A 16,538-nucleotide genomic window follows, 5' to 3' on the forward strand; every position below is an offset into this window, starting at 1 on the left:
GTCTCCTTGTACTTTTACGCTTCGGAAAACTCGTAGCGGAAGTCGTCGTCCGCGGCGCTAAGCTGCACGCCAGTCAGCTTGCGCGCACTGACCGTGGCCCCGATGACTTCCTCGCTCAGCCTCGGAAGGATCGTGTGCGTGAGGATCGCGTCGATCATCCGGCCGCCCGATTCGATGGCGGTGCAACGGCGCGCTACGAGTTCGACGGCGCTGTCGTCGTAGGCCAGTGCGATGCCGTGGTTCGCCTGCAGGCGCGTCGCGATGCGATCGAGCTGGAGGCGGATGATGCGATGCAACGCCTCTGCGTGCAACGGGTAATAAGGCACTACAACGAGGCGACCGAGCAGCGCGGGCGCGAACACCTTGAGCAGCGGCTCGCGCAGGGCGGCGGCCAGCGGCTCGGGGTCGGGGCGCAGGGTCGGGTCTTCGCACAGCTGCATGACCAGGTCGGTGCCGACGTTGGAGGTCATGATGATCACGGTGTTGCGGAAGTCGATGTGGCGCCCTTCGCCGTCTTCCATCCAGCCCTTGTCGAAGACCTGGAAGAAAATCTCGTGCACGTCGGTATGCGCCTTCTCGATCTCGTCGAGCAGCACCACGCTGTAGGGCCTGCGGCGCACGGCCTCGGTGAGCACGCCGCCTTCGCCGTAGCCCACGTAGCCGGGCGGCGCGCCCTTCAGCGTGGAGACGGTGTGCGATTCCTGGAACTCGCTCATGTTGATGGTGACGAGGTTCTGCTCGCCGCCGTACAGCGCTTCCGAAAGCGCCAGCGCCGTCTCGGTCTTGCCCACGCCCGAAGGGCCGCACAGCAGGAACACGCCGACGGGCTTGTTGGGGTTGTCCAGCCGCGCGCGCGCGGTGCGGATGCGGCGCGAGATGGTCTCCAGCGCGTCGGGCTGCGCGACCACGCGGGCCGACAGGATCTCGCCGAGCTTCAACACCGACTGCGCATCGTCGCGCACCATGCGGCCGATGGGAATGCCGGTCCAGTCGGCCACCACGGTGGCGATGGCCTGCGCATCGACGGCCGCGAGGATCAGCGGCGATTCGCCTTGCAGCTGCGAGAGCTTGTCCTGGGCCTCGTTGAGCTCGGCGCGAATTTCCTCGGGCGTGCGCTGGGGTTCGGCCGGAGGCGTGTCGGGGTCCACGTCGACATTCGCCGCTTCTTCGGCAGCTTCTGCGTCCGTTGCATCGGCCTGCGTCTGCACCTGCGGCACGGCGGCCGGCGAGAGCAGCTTGCGCAGTGCGACGATGCGCTCGACCAGCGCGCTTTCTTCCACGCGCCGCTTCTCCAGCACTTCGAGCTCTGCCTTCGCCTGCTCGACCTGCGCCGCGATGTCCTCCACGCGCTGATGCTCGCCCACGCCGATGGCAGCCTCGCGCCCCGCGATGCCCGACTCGATGCCCAGCACCTCGATGCGGCGCTGCAGGTCTTCGATGGCGGCGGGCAGCGCGTGCTGGCTCAGCGCCACGCGCGCGCATGCGGTGTCGAGCAGGCTCACGGCCTTGTCGGGCAGTTGGCGCGCCGGGATGTAGCGGTGCGACAGGCTCACGGCCGCCTCGAGCGCAGCGTCGAGGATGAGCACGCCGTGGTGCTTCTCGAGTTCGGCCGAGATGCCGCGCAGCATCAGCACCGCCTTGGGCTCGGTGGGCTCGTGCACCTGGATGGTCTGGAAGCGCCGCGTGAGCGCCGGGTCTTTCTCGATGTACTTCTTGTACTCCGACCAGGTCGTCGCGCCGATGGTGCGTAGCCGGCCGCGCGCGAGCGCGGGCTTGAGCAGGTTGGCCGCGTCGCCGGTGCCGGCCTGGCCGCCCGCGCCCACCAGCGTGTGCACCTCGTCGACGAAGAGCACGATGGGCTTCGGGCTCTTCTCGACCTCATCGATCACCTGGCGCAGCCGCTGCTCGAACTCGCCCTTCACGCCCGCGCCGGCCTGCAGCAGCGTGGGGTCGAGCACCCACAGCGACACATCCTTCAGCGAAGGCGGCACGTCGCCCGCCGCGAGGCGCGAGGCCAGGCCTTCGACCACCGCCGTCTTGCCGACGCCGGCCTCGCCGGTCAGCAGCGGGTTGTTCTGTCGGCGGCGCATCAGGATGTCGATGATCTGGCGGATCTCGTCGTCGCGGCCGTAGACCGGATCGAGTTCGCCAGCGCGCGCCTTGGCGGTGAGGTCGCTCGCATACTTGGCGAGCGCGGAGCCGCCGGCGGCGGGGCCATCGCCCTGATGATGCGTGGCGGCAGGGGCAGCACCACCAGCGCCTGCGGGGGCGGCATCGAAGTCGTCCTCGGGCGAGCCTTCGGTCCAAGAGGCCAGCTGAGCCACCAGCACGTCGGGCACGATCTTGTCGAACTCGCGCGAGATGCCCGAGAGCACCTGCCGCAGCCCCGGCGTCTTGATGATGCCCGCGAGCAGGTAGGCGCCGCGGATCGAGGTGGCCTCGAAGCGCAGGCTCGCATAGACCCAAGCGCGTTCGACGGCGTTGTCGACGTGCTCGGAGATGTCGCTGATCGAGGTGGCGCCGTGCGGCAACCTGTCGAGCGCGCGCACCAGGTCCTGCTCGACTGCGTCGAGATTGAGCCCCGCGCGCCTGATGATGCGCAGCATGTCGCTGTCCTGCTGCTGCAGGATCTGGTGCAGCCAGTGCACCAGCTCGACGTAGGCGTTGCCGCGCAGCTTGGCGAAGGCAGTGGCGGTCTCCAATGCCTTGTAGAGCATCGGATTGAGTTTCGAAAAGAGAGAGACGCGGCGGATGTCGGTCATAGAGCCATGGAGGAAGATGCGGGCGCGGCAACGGGTGCCGCCGATGCGGAACGGGAAAACAATGCTTCGGGCTGGAACACCATGTCACCGGCGTCGGTGTCCGACAGGCGCGTGCCCAGCCAGCTGCCCCAGCCGAGCCGCTGGTTGCTGTTGAGCCGCATACCGTGCGCGTCCTGCTTCTTGAGCACGAGCCGCAGCTCCCACGCGAACTCGATGCCGACGTACTGGCGCACCCAGTCGACCACCTGCTGCAGGCGCTTGCTGCCCGGCAGGAACTCGCGGTACTCCTCCTGCGAGAGCGGCCCGAGTTCGAGGCGGAACTTGCTCTGCGCGTCGCGCACCGCGAGGCCGATGGTGGCGCCGCCGCCAAGTCGGTGGTTGCGGCCGAGCACGCCGATGCGGCTGACCTGGCGCTCGTCGATCATCACCCAGTCGCTCACGAACTCCTCGACGCGCACGGGCACGTCGAAGTAGAGCCTGAGGATCTGGATCAGCCCCTCGGGGTTGCGCGTCTGGCGCACCAGGTGGCCCGCCATGAAGGTGCGCGCATGGTCGGCGATGCGGTCGCGCTCCTTGAGGCCGGGCTGCCCCATGTTCATGAGGCTGGCGACGTAGTCGACGAAGCGGTGGCCGTCGGTGCGGTCCAGGCTGTTGACCGATTGCGCGTCGGCCCAGGCCCGGTAGAAGAGCAGGATGAGCCTGTGATGGAACAGGTCGGCAAACGCGCTGATGGTGTTGTCGGCGTGGTGCCGCTTGCGCTCGCGCGCGTACTCCGTCAGGTGCAGCGGCAGCGGGCCGTTGGGGCCGAACAGGCCGAAGCCGTAGATCGAGATGCGCGGCGGACCATCGCCGTCGGCCTCGACGCCCGACACGTTCGAGGGCGCGAAGGCCATCGAAGGCTCCTGCCCGAGGCGCAGCGGCTCGTCGATCGGGCGCGGTGCGCGGCCCAGCAGCGGGTGGTCGTCCTGTGCATCGAGGCGGCGCAACAGCATGAAAAGATCGTGCTCGAAGGGCTGCTCGAGCAGCTTGGCCCAGAGTTCCGGGTCGGCCTGCGGAATGCCCCGTGCCGGTGACGGGCTACCTTGCGCCGCCGGCTGCACAACTTCGCGATCGACGGTGATCTCCGCCGCGTCCAGCACCACGCCCTCAGCGTGCACGGCCGGCGCGGCTTCATGCTGCTCCTGGTGCTCCTGGTGCTCCTGGTGCTGCTGCACCGCATCGGTGAAGCCGGTTTCGCTCATACGGCGGGGCGGCGTCCCACGCGCGGGCTCCAGCGCGCGATTTCGCCGCGCTGCAGGCTGGCCAGCGCGAATTCGGTGAACGCGTTGAGCGACACGTGGCGGCTGAAGAACTGCTCCAGCACCGCGCCGAAGAGATATGGGCTCGCGCCCGAGAACGCGACCTCGTCAATCTTGAGCGCGATCTCCACGCCGCGTCCGAACACGATGGGGCCGGGCTCGGGCAGGCGGCGGAACACCGGTGCCAGCGCCATCGAGCGCACGCCCTGGATCTGGCGGCGCACCGAGGGGTCGGCGAGGTTGCCGTACAGGTCGAGCATCTCCCGCAGCGCGGCAGCGCCCTGCGTGGGGTCGACGTCGGTGAGGCTCAGGTAGTTGAGGCCCAGGTGGCTGATGAGGCGCCAGGTGAGCGCGCCCTCGGCCAGCGCCGGGTAGGGCCGCGAGGGGCCGCGCAGGATGCGGATGGAGCGCACGGGCGCGGACACGCGCAGCGTGAAGTCCGATTCGAGCCCGGTCGGCAACAGCAGCGGCAGGTCGCGGTTGGTGCACAGCGCGTCGAGCGTGATGTGGCGCAGGCTGTGTGGAAACGGCGCGTCGTGCTGGTCGACGAGCGACACGTAGACCTCGCTGCCGGTGTAGCTGGTGCGCGTGCCCTGGGCGCGCGCGCGGTCCGACACGAGGCGCGGTTCGCGGCGCAGCGAGAAGTAGGCGCCGAAGTCGCCGTCGTCGGCCGCGAAGGAGCCGAGGAAGGGCCGGAACTCGCGCTCTTCAGAGCCGTTGGCCATGTGGCCGGTGACGCGCTCCACCGTGAAGATCTCGAAGTCGCGCGGGCGCGTGCGGTCGATCACCGCATGGTGCTCATGCTGGCCCGGCCCCACCGGAATGCGGTCGCTGCGGCGCGGCACGAGATTGATGATGGGCGTGCAGAACAGCGAGAAGTGCTTGGCGTCGACCAGCCGTTCGAGGTCGGCATCCGCGCGATCGAGCAGGATCACGATTTCCATCGTGGTGCCGCCCATCGCTGCGGCCGCCGCGCGCAGCTTGTTCACGCTGAAGAACAGATAGCGGTCGGGGAACGCGAAGTACTCGTGCAGCAGGCGATAGCCCTGGAACGAGCGCGCGTCGTAGGGCAGCAGGGCCTGGTCGGGCTCGAAGCCTTCGTGCCGGATGGCCTCGTCGCCCAGCGGCACGATGCGCGCCGTGGTGCCCGGCCCGCTGCGGCACACCACGCCGACGCTGTGGTGCGTCACGAGTTCGAGCACGCGCAGCGCGTGCAGCTCCGCGCCCGAGAGGAAGAATTCGAGCCGGTCCAGCGGCATGTCGGCAAAGCGCGCGCCGCCCACCGCTTCGAGCTTTATGGTGATGGCGCTCTTCGCCTGCCGCGCGACCATGGGCATCGCATGCGCAATCTCGGCCGGCACCGGGCCGATGCCGGCCTCCGCGATGCGAATGGGCCACAGCGTGACGCCATGGCCGGTACGGAATTCGCAGGCCGTCTGCTCGCCCTTGATCATCCGGCCGCGCAGGATGGTGTGACGCGGCAGTTCGTAGCCGGCCTTCAGCGAGCCTTCGTTGAGGTTGCCGTCGATCTGCACCACCGCCATGGCGGGCAGCGGTGCGAGGAAGTTGGGGTACACCACTTCGAGCAGCCGCTGCGAGAAGCGCGGGAACTCGGCGTCCATCTTGAGCTGGATGCGCGCGGTGAGGAAGCTGAAGCCCTCGAGCAGGCGCTCCACGTACGGATCGCTGACCTCGATGCCGCGCATGCCGAGCCGGCCCGCGATCTTCGGGTAGCGCTGCGCGAACTCGGCCCCGAGTTCGTGCATGTAGGTGAGCTCGCGGTTGTAGTAGTCGAGCAGCCGCGCGTCCATCAGAGGCCTCCGGTGGGCCGCAGCACCATGTGCCCGCTTTCGAGGTCGAGCTCCGAGCGCAGGATGAATTCGATGGGGTACGGCACCGACCACAGGGTGCCGCGGATCTCCAGCGCGAGCAGGTTGTGGTGTTCGAGGTCGGTGGCGTCGGTCACGCAGCGCACGTCGATGCTGTCTTTCATGATGCGCGGCTCGAAGTCGATGATGGCCGCGCGGATGGCTGCCTCGACGTCGGCGAAGTCGACTTCCGACATGCGCCCGCCGGCCCAGCCGCGGACGCCGAAGTTCAGCACCGAACGGCGCGCACGCGGCATGGTGTTGATGTTGTGGTCGGCGCCGAAGTTGGTGGTGTTGAGCAGCCACTGCAGGTCGCGCAGCACCGAGTCGCGCAGCAGCCTGCCGCTCATGAGGAAGGCACCCGCGCGCTCCTGCCGGGTCTGCGGCGCCTTGTCGGTGAGGCGGTCGAGCAGTACCGGCTGCAGGCGGTCGCGCGCGACGCTTTCCTGTTGGTCGCCGTCGGTGTCCATCATTCCGCTCATCCAGCACTGCCCTCGCGCGAGAACTCGATGAGACGCAGGTCGAGCAGCGAATGGTCGCCGGCCTCGCTGATCAGCGTGCGCTGGCCCAGGCCGGCGTACTGCTCTTCGCCGGCCAGCGGCAGCCAGTCGGTGCGGCGGCCCAGCGCAGCCTCGTCGTCGAGGCCTTCGAGCTGGCCCGGATAGCGCACCGGCACCAGGCCGTTGAGCGCGCGGCCGTCATGCAGCTCGAATTCGGTGGGCGCCCACAGCAGGTCGACCAGATGCTGCGGCCGCGAGAACTTGACGCGGCGCACCTCGGTCAGCGGCAGCCATGCGTAGCCAGAGGGCGTGAGCAATTCGAACACGGTGCCGATGCGCACGTCGCCGTCGCAGAGCCATTCGAAATCGCTGCGCTGCACGGGCTCGCCGTCGAGCGCCTGCACGGCGCGCGAATCGGAGCGGTCCACGCTGGTGAGCCTGCCGCGCAATGCGGGCGCGGCTTGCCGCGCGTTCTCGCGCAGGGCCGCTGCTTCCTCGGCGCGGTCGGCCGGCAGGGCCGCGGCAGCGATCAGCTGCTCCACCCATTCGGCGTTGCCGCCGACGATGGCCGGAGCACGCCCGCCCGACCAGAATTCGCTGCGGTGGCGTTCGCCCGAAAGCGCCATCGAACAGGTGACGCTGGCGGGTGTGAAAGTAGGGTCCAGCTTGGTGGCGAGCTTGAGCTGGTCTTCAGCCCGCTGCCACTCGCCGCGCAACGCGAGGAAGTGGCACAAGGCAAGACGCAGGCCTGCATTCTGGGGATTGGAGCGGATCTGCCGCTGTACCCATTCGGTGTGCTCGTCCACTGAGCGCTCGCCCAGTACTGCAAACCCATCGCCCATGAAGCTTCCTCGCTGACTGGCTGGCACGCGGCGCGAACTTTGTCGAGAAGGCCGCTGTGCGAAGGACGGCCGTGGAGGCCGTCGGGAAAAACGTCGCGGCCGGCCCGAAAGGCCGGCCGCGCATCGGGAAAAGGAGATCAGGACTCCTTGTTTTCCTTGATGTTCCAGGCCAGGACCGTCTCGGCGCCCTTGCCGCCCTTGTCGGTCTGTTCCCAGTACTGCTGCTTCACCTTGGCGGCCTGGAAGGCGTACTGCACGAACACGGCGTCCGAACCCTGCTCGGCCGTGTACTGCACCGACGTGACCAGCACTTCCTCGAGCGTGACGCGCGTGTACTCGATCTGCGAGCCGCCGGCCTTGCACACCGACACTTCCACCTTGCTCAGGTGCTTGCCGCTCGCGCAGTTCTTCATCACCGAAGGCGCCGCCTTGTCGATGCGCGCCAGCACCTGCAGGTCGTTGAAGCTGGCCTTGCCGACGCCACCGCCACCACCGCTGACCATGTTGCCAGGCTGCGTTGCTCCCCACGCAAACGACTTGATGTCCGTCCACTCCTTGTGGTTCGAGTCCTTCGATTCGCCGTTTGCGCCCTCAACGCGCATGAACATGTCTACTGCCATGATTTAAACCCCCAGAGTTATTTGCGCCCGCTTCCGGGACGCCGTTGAATTAGCTGCTGTCCTTCTTGTTGGATGGCAGCTTCGAAACCAGCCGCAACGACACCGTCAGCCCTTCGAGCTGATAGTGCGGCCGGAGAAAAAACTTGGCGGCGTAGTAGCCGGGGTTGTCCTCGATGGCTTCCACCTGGACTTCCGCCGCCGCCAGCGGCTTCATTGCCTTCGTGTCCTGCGACGAGGTGCCGGGGCTGCCGTCGACGTAGTTCATGATCCAGTCGTTGAGCCAGCGCTCCATGTCCTCGCGCTCGCGGAACGAACCGATCTTGTCCCGCACGATGCACTTCAGGTAGTGCGCGAAGCGGCAGCATGCGAAGAGATACGGCAGGCGTGCCGCGAGGTTCGCGTTGGCCGTGGCGTCGGCGTCGTAGTACTCGGCCGGCAGCTGCAGCGACTGCGCGCCGATGAAGGCCGCGAAGTCGGAGTTCTTGCGGTGCACCAGCGGCATGAAGCCGTTCTTGGCGAGCTCGGCCTCGCGCCGGTCGCTGATGGCGATCTCGGTCGGGCACTTCATGTCCACGCCGCCGTCGTCTGTCGGGAAGGTGTGCGTGGGCAGGTTTTCCACCGCGCCGCCCGATTCCACCCCGCGGATCGACGTGCACCAGCCGTACTGCTTGAACGAGCGATTGATGTTCACGCCCATCGCATAGGCCGAGTTGGCCCAGGTGTAGCGGTTGTGCGCGGCCGAGTCGGTCTCTTCCTCGAACTCGAATTCGTCAACCGGGTTGGTGCGCGCGCCATACGGCAGGCGAGCCAGGAAGCGCGGCATGGCCAGGCCGATGTAGCGCGCGTCTTCCGAGTCGCGCAGCGAGCGCCACGCGGTGTGCTCGGTGTTCTGGAAGATCTTGGTCAGGTCGCGCGGATTCGACAGTTCCTGCCACGAGTCCATCTGCATCACCGTGGGCGACGCGCCCGCGATGAAGGGGCAGTGCGCGGCCGCGGCGATCTTGGCCATTTCGCCGAGCATCTCGACGTCGGGCGGGCTGTGGTCGAAATGGAAATCGCCGATCAGCGCGCCGAAAGGCTCGCCGCCGAACTGGCCGTACTCGGCTTCGTAGATCTTCTTGAACAGCGGGCTCTGGTCCCAGCCGATGCCCTTGTGGCGCTTGAGCGATCGAGCGACCTCGCGCTTCGATGCGCACATCACGCGGATCTTGAGCTGCTCGTCGGTCTCGGTGTTGTTCACCAGATAGTGCAGGCCGCGCCATGCACCTTCGAGCTGCTGGAACTCCTCATGGTGCAGGATCTGGTTGATCTGCTCGGAGAGCTTGCGGTCGATCTCGGTGATGATGGCCTGCACCGTGCGGTAGGCATCGTTGGAGACGGTGACGGTGCTTTCCAGCGCCTGCACGGCCAGCGTCTTGACGGCGTTTTCCACCGCCTCGCGGGCCTGGTCGGTCTTGGGCTTGAACTCGCGCTGCAGCAGGTTCGAGAACTCGTTCGGCTCCAGCGTCTCGACGGAGGCCGGTGCGCGCGCGGTGGTCTGTTTGGGGGCGGTGCTCATGATGATGGCGGTCCTTGCTGCTGCTCGCGCTTACTCGGAAGACGTGCCGGGCGTACCGGCCTTTTCGTTCGCGGCTTCCACCGCCTTGGCGACGGCCGGGTTCGGTGCCGATGCCAGCGACTTCAGCAGTGCCGGGTTCTGCAGTGCTTGAGCGATCAGCTGCTCGGCGCCGTTCTTGCCGTCCATATACGAAAGCAGGTTCGACAGCTCGGTGCGCGCTTCGAGCAGTTGCTGCAGCGCGCCGACCTGGCGGGCGATGCGCGCGGGCGAGAAGTCGTCCATGCTGTCGAAGGTGATGTCGACGTTCATCTGGCCATCGCCGGTGAGCGTGTTTGGCACCTGGAAGGCAACGCGCGGCTTGATGGCCTTCATGCGCTCGTCGAAGTTGTCGATGTCCACCGCCATGAACTCGCGCTCGGCGAGGTCGGGCATCGGGTCGATCTGCTTGCCCGCGAGATCGGCGATGACGCCCATCACGAAGGGCAGCTGGATCTTGCGTTCGCTGCCGTAGATCTCGACGTCGTATTCGATCTGCACACGCGGCGCGCGGTTGCGCGCAATGAACTTCTGACCACTGTTTCTGACACGGTTGTCTGCCATAAGCTTCCTCTTGAATCTGTAATGCGTGTGGGTACGACCCCGGCCGGCCTCTCGGCTCGCGGGGCCCGCGACGGCCTCCGCCTGCTACTCCGCGCTGCCCCCGTTCAACGGACGTCCTGCAAGGCTCTCTATCTTCTGCAATCCCTCTGGCACGAGCTCTTCGATGATCTGGAAGAAGTTGAGGTCCAGCAGCCGCTGCGCTCTGCGTATGAGCATGGGCGCCGGATGGCTGGGCTCCGTGCGTTCCATGAACTGGCAAGCCTTCTCGAGCAACACCTGGACATCTTCACGGCTCGATATTTCAATATCCTTAACAAGTACCTGACGTAGGCCGGTACCGCCATTTGCCGCAGTACCGCCGACCGCACCATTCGCCACGGCCCCGCCGACGCTCCCCCCTTGCGGATCGGCTCCGGACTGCGCCTCGCCTGCTACCGCCTCTTCAGCCTGTACTTGCTCCGGCAACAGTTGGGCAACAGTACGCAGCGAGCGTTCGAGCCGCGAGAAGTCGGGCGCCCAGCTCTGGCCGAGTGCGCGCTCGCTTGTCTCGCGAATGCGCTGCAGCAACTCCAGCGCCGTGCGCAATGCCACCACCGGAGGCGCCGCCTTTTCCTGCGCGCGCCGCACCGCGTCCTTCAGCCGGCCGATACCGCCCGGGTAATCGATCTGATGATCTGTCTTGCTCGAATCGAGCAAGGCCTCGACCTGGCGCAGGCTCATCGATGCGCCGCCTTCGTCGAGCAGCCGCGCATCGCGCACGCTGCGTCCGAGTCCTTCGGCCTCGGCCAATGCGGCCAGCGCATTCATGCGCGGCAGCGGGTCTTCGAAGCCGTCATCGACAACGCGCGGATGCACGTCGTCCCAGAATTTCCGAAGCACAACGTCGACGAGTTGCAGACCTTCGACGTAACCGGGCAAGCCGCGGCTCTCGGTCCAGGCCAGCGTGAGGGGCACCAGCACGCGAAGGTCGCGCGTACGCGTGCAAAGCTGCTTTGCGATGCGCTCTACGCGGGCCCAATCGGGCGGCTCCGCGGGAATGATCGTCGAGCCGAATTGCTGCTCGCGCTTGCCCGCCGTCGCCTGATGCAACGCCATGAAATCGGGGTCGTATTCCAGGTCTTCACCGCAAGCCAGCGGGCCTTCAACGGGCTCCTGCAATAGATCGATCTCACTCTGCGCCAACCTCTACTCCCCTCGTTCAAACGTTTCTTAACAGCAGCAATCTTGAGGGGAACAAGTGATGCGGTCAACAGCAACAGATTGCAACACGAAGCGTATGAATTACTAAGAAGTACAACCTCTTTTGAAATTCAAACGGAACGTCTACATGTCGATCACAGCAAACCACGCGCAGCCAGATTGCGCATCAACGCACTGATACCAAAAGTCCACATCGGTGCCTTGTCGGCATGTACTACGCGATTGAGCAGTGCACCGAGTTCCGGTGCAGCAATGCGCACCCGGTCTCCCACAACGTGCGTGAATCCTTGCCCAGGCCCATGACGATCTTGTGTCGGCGCGAACATGGTTCCGAGAAACAACATGAATCCGTCGGGATAAGCGTGATTTATTCCTACTGTTTGCGCCACGAGGTCGAGCGGATCGCGGCTGATCTTCGACAGCGAACTCGATCCCTCCAGCCTGAAGCCCTCAGGTCCCGTCACTTCCAGCCCGACGGTGATGCGCCGCACGTCCGCAATGCCGAAGTGTTCATCGAACAACCGGATGAACGGACCGATCGCGCACGAGGCGTTGTTGTCTTTCGCCTTGCCCAGCAGCAGTGCGCTGCGGCCTTCGAAGTCACGAAGGTTGACATCGTTGCCCAGTGCCGCGCCCAGCGTTTCGCCACGGCTGTTGACGGCGAGCACGACTTCCGGTTCGGGGTTGTTCCACACCGAGCCCGAATGGATGCCGACATCCGCGCCGGTACCGACGGCTGAAAGCACCGGCGCCTTTGTAAATATTTCCGCGTCGGGACCGATGCCGACCTCGAGGTACTGCGACCACGCGCCCTGCGCGATCAACACTTCCTTGACCTTCAGCGCCTCGGTCGATCCCGGCACGATGTCCGCGAGGTTGTCGCCGAGCACGCTGCCGATGGCCGCGCGCGTGGCTTCGGCCTTCGATGCATCGCCGCGCGCCTGTTCCTCGATCACGCGTTCGAGCAGGCTCGCAACAAATGTGACGCCGCTGGCCTTGATGGCCTGCAGATCACATGGCGCGAGCAGCCATGGCTTGCCCGTGTCGCGCGCGGTCTCGTCGCTGTTGGCAAGGGCTTCGTCGAGCGCGGCGATGCGCGGTGCGTTCTTCAATGCATTGCGAACCGCTTCCGCAGGCGGTTTGTTGCCTTCGAGCAGATCGCTCATGGTGGGCGCGAGCTTCGACAGGTCGTGCAGGCCACCTTCGTGAACTGCGACCAGTACGGGGCCCACGCCGGGTTGCCAGAGACGGCCGACGAGCGTGGCGCGTCCGGCATCGCGGGGCAAGCTGGAAGAGATGGAAAGATCGAGCGGCATGGCGTGGTGTCTCCGTGGTGAATGTGTGCGCTACGTTGCATCGTAGCGGCGCACGGGGGAGACGACGCGGCCGGCTCTTCTCTTGTGGCCTTCAGTGACCCGGCGCCGCGCGTACGCGCGCCACTTCGGCCGGCAGGTCGGTCCACGCGGGCTCCTGCGGCGCGAAGCGTGCGCGCATATAGCCTGCAAGCTCGGCGATCTGCCGGTCGTCGAGCACTTCGCGGAAGCCGGGCATGAAGCCGATGTCGCGGCTCGCCGGTTCGCGCACGCCATCGAGGATGGTGCGCAGCAGGTTATCCGGCCGCGCGCTGGTGAGATTGCTGTTCAGCGCGAGCGGCGTGTTGACACCGAGCAGCGTGGGGCCGTTGCCATCGTGATGGCAGGACGCGCAGGCGCTGTCGAACATGCGCTGCGCGGGGCCGAGCAGTTGCCCTTGCGTGCGCGCCGCGTTGCTTACAACCTGCTGCGCAACGACGGAGGGTTCCGCAGCCGGCACAGGATTGAACGAGCCTAGATATGTGGCCATCGCGCGGATGTCGTCATCCGGCACCTGCGCGAGTTCACGCACCACCTCGGCCATCGGCCCGCCCGCAATGCCGTGGTGCTGCGTGTGGCCGTTGCGCAGGTAGCGGTACAGCTCGTCGGCATCCCACGGCACCGCAGACTTCGACGCCAGCTGCGTGAGCGCGGGCGCCTCCCAGCCGTCGACCATCGCGCCCGACAGGAAGGCGCTGCCGCCTTGCTCCGCGCCCAGCGCATTGCGCGGCGTGTGGCAAGCGCCGCAATGCCCCAGGCCGTTGACCAGGTAGGCACCGCGATTCCATTGCGCGCTCTGCGTGGCCACGGGCTGCATCGGCGTCGGGTCATGAAAGAGCGCGTTCCAGCCAGCCATCAGTGGACGAACGCTGAACGGGAACTTGAGCTCGGACTTCGGCGTTTCCGCTCGCACCGCGGGCAGCGACATGAAGTACGCATACAGCGCCTGCAGATCGTCGTCGCTGGTCTTCGCGAAGGCGGTGTACGGGAACGCGGGATACAGATAGTGGCCGTCGCGCGAGACGCCCTCGCGCATCGCGCGCTGGAAGGCGCTGAAGGACCAGCGGCCGAGGCCCGTCTCTGCATCCGGCGTGAGATTGGTGGTGTAAAGCGTGCCGAAGGGTGTGTCCATGGCCCGGCCACCTGCGTTGGCCGTGCCGCCGGGAGCGGTATGGCACACCGCGCAGTCGCCGACTGCGGCGAGCGCGCGGCCACGCTCGATGGTGGCCTGGCTGTAGACCGGCGCGGTGAGCGACACCGGCGCGATGGCGGAGCGCCATCCGAGCAGTCCGGCAATGACGCCGATGCCGCCGACAACCAGCGCGGCACCAGTGGCCCACAGCCCCTTGCGCCGCGGCCAGACTGCGCCACTCACGCCCTTGCCGGGAGAAGGCCGGGATGGAGGCACTGCGGCGTCACCGTCCATGCGTCGCTCGCCCTCATCCGGGGGCGGCGGGAGCGAACCCCTGTTCAACTCCGCCAGCACCGTCTCCGGCGTGAACGGCGGCGCCCTGAACCGCACCCCCGTCGCATCGAAGATCGCATTCGCGATCGCCGCCGTGCCCGGCACCGACGACGACTCGCCCGCCCCCAGCGATGGCTCGCCCGGGCGCGGCATGTGCATCACCTCGATCACCGGCACTTCGCGGAAGTTGATGATCGGGTAGCCGCCCCACTCGCGGCTCGCGACCACACCGGAAGGCAGCACGCCCGGCAGCTGCGCACCCGTCGTCGCACCCTGCTGCTGCTGCTGTTGCTGCTGCGGCGCGAACTGCACGCGCTCCTTCAGCGCACGGCTCGTGGTCTGGATCACGTTGCCATGCACCTGGTGCTCGATGCCCGCCGGATTGACCAGCAGCCCCGCGTCGTGCCCCACCACCACGCGGCGCACATGCACCTCGCCGGTCTTGCGGTTGACCTCCACGTCGGCCACCCACGCGGCCCACGCCGCGCCGAAGCCCGGCCACTTGCTGTGGATGTAGCGCGCGTACGCGAAGCCCTGGCCGAAGAGGATGTCGCCGCCCTCGCCCAGCCCGCCATCGGCGTTCTCCTGCGGCCCGGTGCGCATGCGCCAGCCGGCCTTCTGCGCGGTGGCCTGCACGAGCTCGACTGCGCGCGGATCTTCCAGGTGCCGCAGCCTGAACTGCACCGGGTCGACACCCGCCGCCGTCGCCAGCTCGTCGATGTACGACTCGTGCGCGAACGAGCTGGGCAACGCCGACACGCCGCGCAGCCACGAGGCTCGCACGATCGGCGCCATGTCGTTGACCTTCACGCGCAGGTTGTCGTAGCTGTAGGGCGGGCGCGCCGTGCGGTCGCCCATCTCGAAGGCCTGCGCCACCGGCTCGATGGTGCGCGTGAGCAGCAGCGCCAGCGTGGGTGCGCCGTTCGACGGGTACGAGGTTTCGAAGTCGTAGGCGGCGACGCGTCCATCGGCCATGAGGCCGCCGTCGATTTCCATCAGCTGCGCTGCGCCCTTGGGCTCCCACGCATGCTCCTGCTCCCGCGTGAGCTGCACGCGCACCGGCGCGCCGACCGCACGCGCGAGCAGCGCGGCATCGGCTGCCACGTCGTCGGCACCGTTGCGGCCGTAGCAGCCCGCAGCCTCCATGCGGACCACGTCGACCTGCACGTCCTCTACGCCCATGAGCTTCGCGAGATCGGCACGCAGCACGTGCGGGTTCTGCGAACCGGTCCAGCAGCGCAGCTGCATGCCGCTGCCGTCGGCGGGCTGCCAATCGGCCAGCGCGCACGAGGGGCCTATGGACGCATGCATCTGGTAGGGCCACAAGTAGGTGCGGCGCATGGGCTGCGCAGCCGACGCGATGGCGCCGTCCACGTCGCCCTCGTCGACCAGCAGCCGCTGCGTCGAGGGGTTGTCGCGCAGGGCCTGGGCGAGGTCGCCGAGGTCGGGCATGCCGGGCCATGGCTTCCACTGCACGCGCAGTTCGCGCAGCGCCCGCTCGGCGTGCTCCTCGCGCTCGGCCACGATGCCGACGAAGTCGCGGATGACGACCACCGCGCGGATGCCGGGTATGTGCGCAATCGACGATTCGTCGACCGACTCCAGCGTGTTGCCGATGAACTCGCCATGGTCCGCCCCCGCATACGGCGGGCGCACGACGCGGCCATGCAGCATGCCGGGCACGCGCATGTCGTGCACGAACACGAGCTCGCCCGCGAGCTTGGCCGGGATGTCGACGCGCGCCTGCCGCGTGCCGACGACGCGGTAGTCGGCCGGGTCCTTGGGCTTCGCCTGCGGGTCGAGCCGGAGCACGGTGCGCTGGCCCGCCACGAGTTCGGCATAGCTGAGGTGCCGGTCCGGCGCTTCGGCGACGCGCACCACGCCATTTCGCATCTGCAGCGCATCCGCGGCCACGCCCAGACGCTCGGCCGCACGCGCCAGCAGCCATGCCCGCGCCTGCGCCGCCGCCAGCCGCAGCGGCTGCGCATGAATCTGGATCGACGCGCTGGCGATGGTCGCGCCCTGGTTGGGCGCGCGGGCGGTGTCGCCGAGCATCACGCGCACGCCGGGCATGCCGAGGTCGAGCTCCTCGGCCACGATCTGGCCGAGCGCGGTCTGTATGCCGGTGCCCAGGTCGACGTGGCCGTTGAGCGCCGAGGCGCTGCCGTCGTCCCACACCGCGAGCAGGACCTCGTCGCCTTCGGCGGGGTTGCTGGCGATGAAGGCCGGCTGGCCCTTGGCCGGCGGCGGCGGTGGCGGGGTCTCGCGCAGCACCAGCAGCACGCCGGTGGCAGCAAGGAACTCGGCGCGCGTCTGAGGCAGATCTGCGCGGCGCGTCATGGCATTTGCTCCCTCTCCCGCTTGCGGGAGAGGGTTGGGGTGAGGGCCGGCAGCGACGGTTGGAGCTGTGCTCTTGCGAAGGCCGATGCCCTCACCCTGGCCCTCTCCCGCAAGCGGGAGAGGGGACAAGACC

General features: G+C 67.5%; 11 protein-coding genes. All 11 read right to left on the minus strand.

All coding sequences use genetic code 11. From position 1 onward, the window contains the following. Positions 1 to 14: 14 nt before the first annotated feature. Positions 15 to 2,762, minus strand: a complete 2,748-nt coding sequence (tssH, locus tag AC1VNX_RS33500) for a type VI secretion system ATPase TssH (protein WP_483161799.1) — start codon at positions 2,760 to 2,762, stop codon at positions 15 to 17. Then, on the minus strand, positions 2,759 to 4,003 hold the full coding sequence (gene tssG / locus AC1VNX_RS33505) for a type VI secretion system baseplate subunit TssG (protein WP_483161800.1): 1,245 nt from the start codon (positions 4,001 to 4,003) through the stop codon (positions 2,759 to 2,761). The genes tssH and tssG overlap by 4 nt, the downstream gene beginning before the upstream one ends. After that, complete coding sequence (tssF, locus tag AC1VNX_RS33510) at positions 4,000 to 5,871, minus strand: type VI secretion system baseplate subunit TssF (protein ID WP_483161801.1); 1,872 nt, start codon at positions 5,869 to 5,871, stop codon at positions 4,000 to 4,002. Before tssF ends, tssG begins: the two co-directional genes overlap by 4 nt. After that, on the minus strand, positions 5,871 to 6,398 hold the full coding sequence (gene tssE / locus AC1VNX_RS33515) for a type VI secretion system baseplate subunit TssE (protein ID WP_483162063.1): 528 nt from the start codon (positions 6,396 to 6,398) through the stop codon (positions 5,871 to 5,873). The genes tssF and tssE overlap by 1 nt, the downstream gene beginning before the upstream one ends. Positions 6,399 to 6,406: 8 nt before the next feature. Beyond that, positions 6,407 to 7,270, minus strand: a complete 864-nt coding sequence (locus AC1VNX_RS33520) for a type VI secretion system accessory protein TagJ (protein ID WP_483161802.1) — start codon at positions 7,268 to 7,270, stop codon at positions 6,407 to 6,409. Positions 7,271 to 7,407: 137 nt separating this feature from the next. Continuing rightward, a complete protein-coding gene (locus AC1VNX_RS33525; RefSeq protein WP_483161803.1) occupies positions 7,408 to 7,890 on the minus strand; it encodes an Hcp family type VI secretion system effector in 483 nt (160 codons plus the stop codon). A 49-nt stretch (positions 7,891 to 7,939) separates the two neighbouring features. Continuing rightward, the gene (gene tssC, locus AC1VNX_RS33530; RefSeq protein WP_019658415.1) at positions 7,940 to 9,448 is read right to left on the minus strand and encodes a type VI secretion system contractile sheath large subunit; all 1,509 of its coding nucleotides are present in this window, start codon (positions 9,446 to 9,448) and stop codon (positions 7,940 to 7,942) included. 30 nt (positions 9,449 to 9,478) lie between these two features. Beyond that, the gene (tssB, locus tag AC1VNX_RS33535) at positions 9,479 to 10,048 is read right to left on the minus strand and encodes a type VI secretion system contractile sheath small subunit (RefSeq protein ID WP_184640478.1); all 570 of its coding nucleotides are present in this window, start codon (positions 10,046 to 10,048) and stop codon (positions 9,479 to 9,481) included. An 84-nt stretch (positions 10,049 to 10,132) separates the two neighbouring features. Then, positions 10,133 to 11,230 carry a type VI secretion system protein TssA gene (gene tssA / locus AC1VNX_RS33540; protein WP_483161804.1) on the minus strand — a complete coding sequence of 366 codons (1,098 nt, stop codon included), beginning with the start codon at positions 11,228 to 11,230 and terminating at the stop codon, positions 10,133 to 10,135. Between the two features lie 152 nt (positions 11,231 to 11,382). Next, on the minus strand, positions 11,383 to 12,564 hold the full coding sequence (locus AC1VNX_RS33545) for a fumarylacetoacetate hydrolase family protein (protein ID WP_483161805.1): 1,182 nt from the start codon (positions 12,562 to 12,564) through the stop codon (positions 11,383 to 11,385). Positions 12,565 to 12,655: 91 nt separating this feature from the next. Further along, positions 12,656 to 16,405, minus strand: coding sequence for a molybdopterin cofactor-binding domain-containing protein (locus AC1VNX_RS33550; protein WP_483161806.1), 3,750 nt, complete (start codon positions 16,403 to 16,405; stop codon positions 12,656 to 12,658). Positions 16,406 to 16,538: the final 133 nt, after the last annotated feature.

The sequence above is a fragment of the Variovorax sp. TLI9-5A genome, from assembly GCF_056867935.1.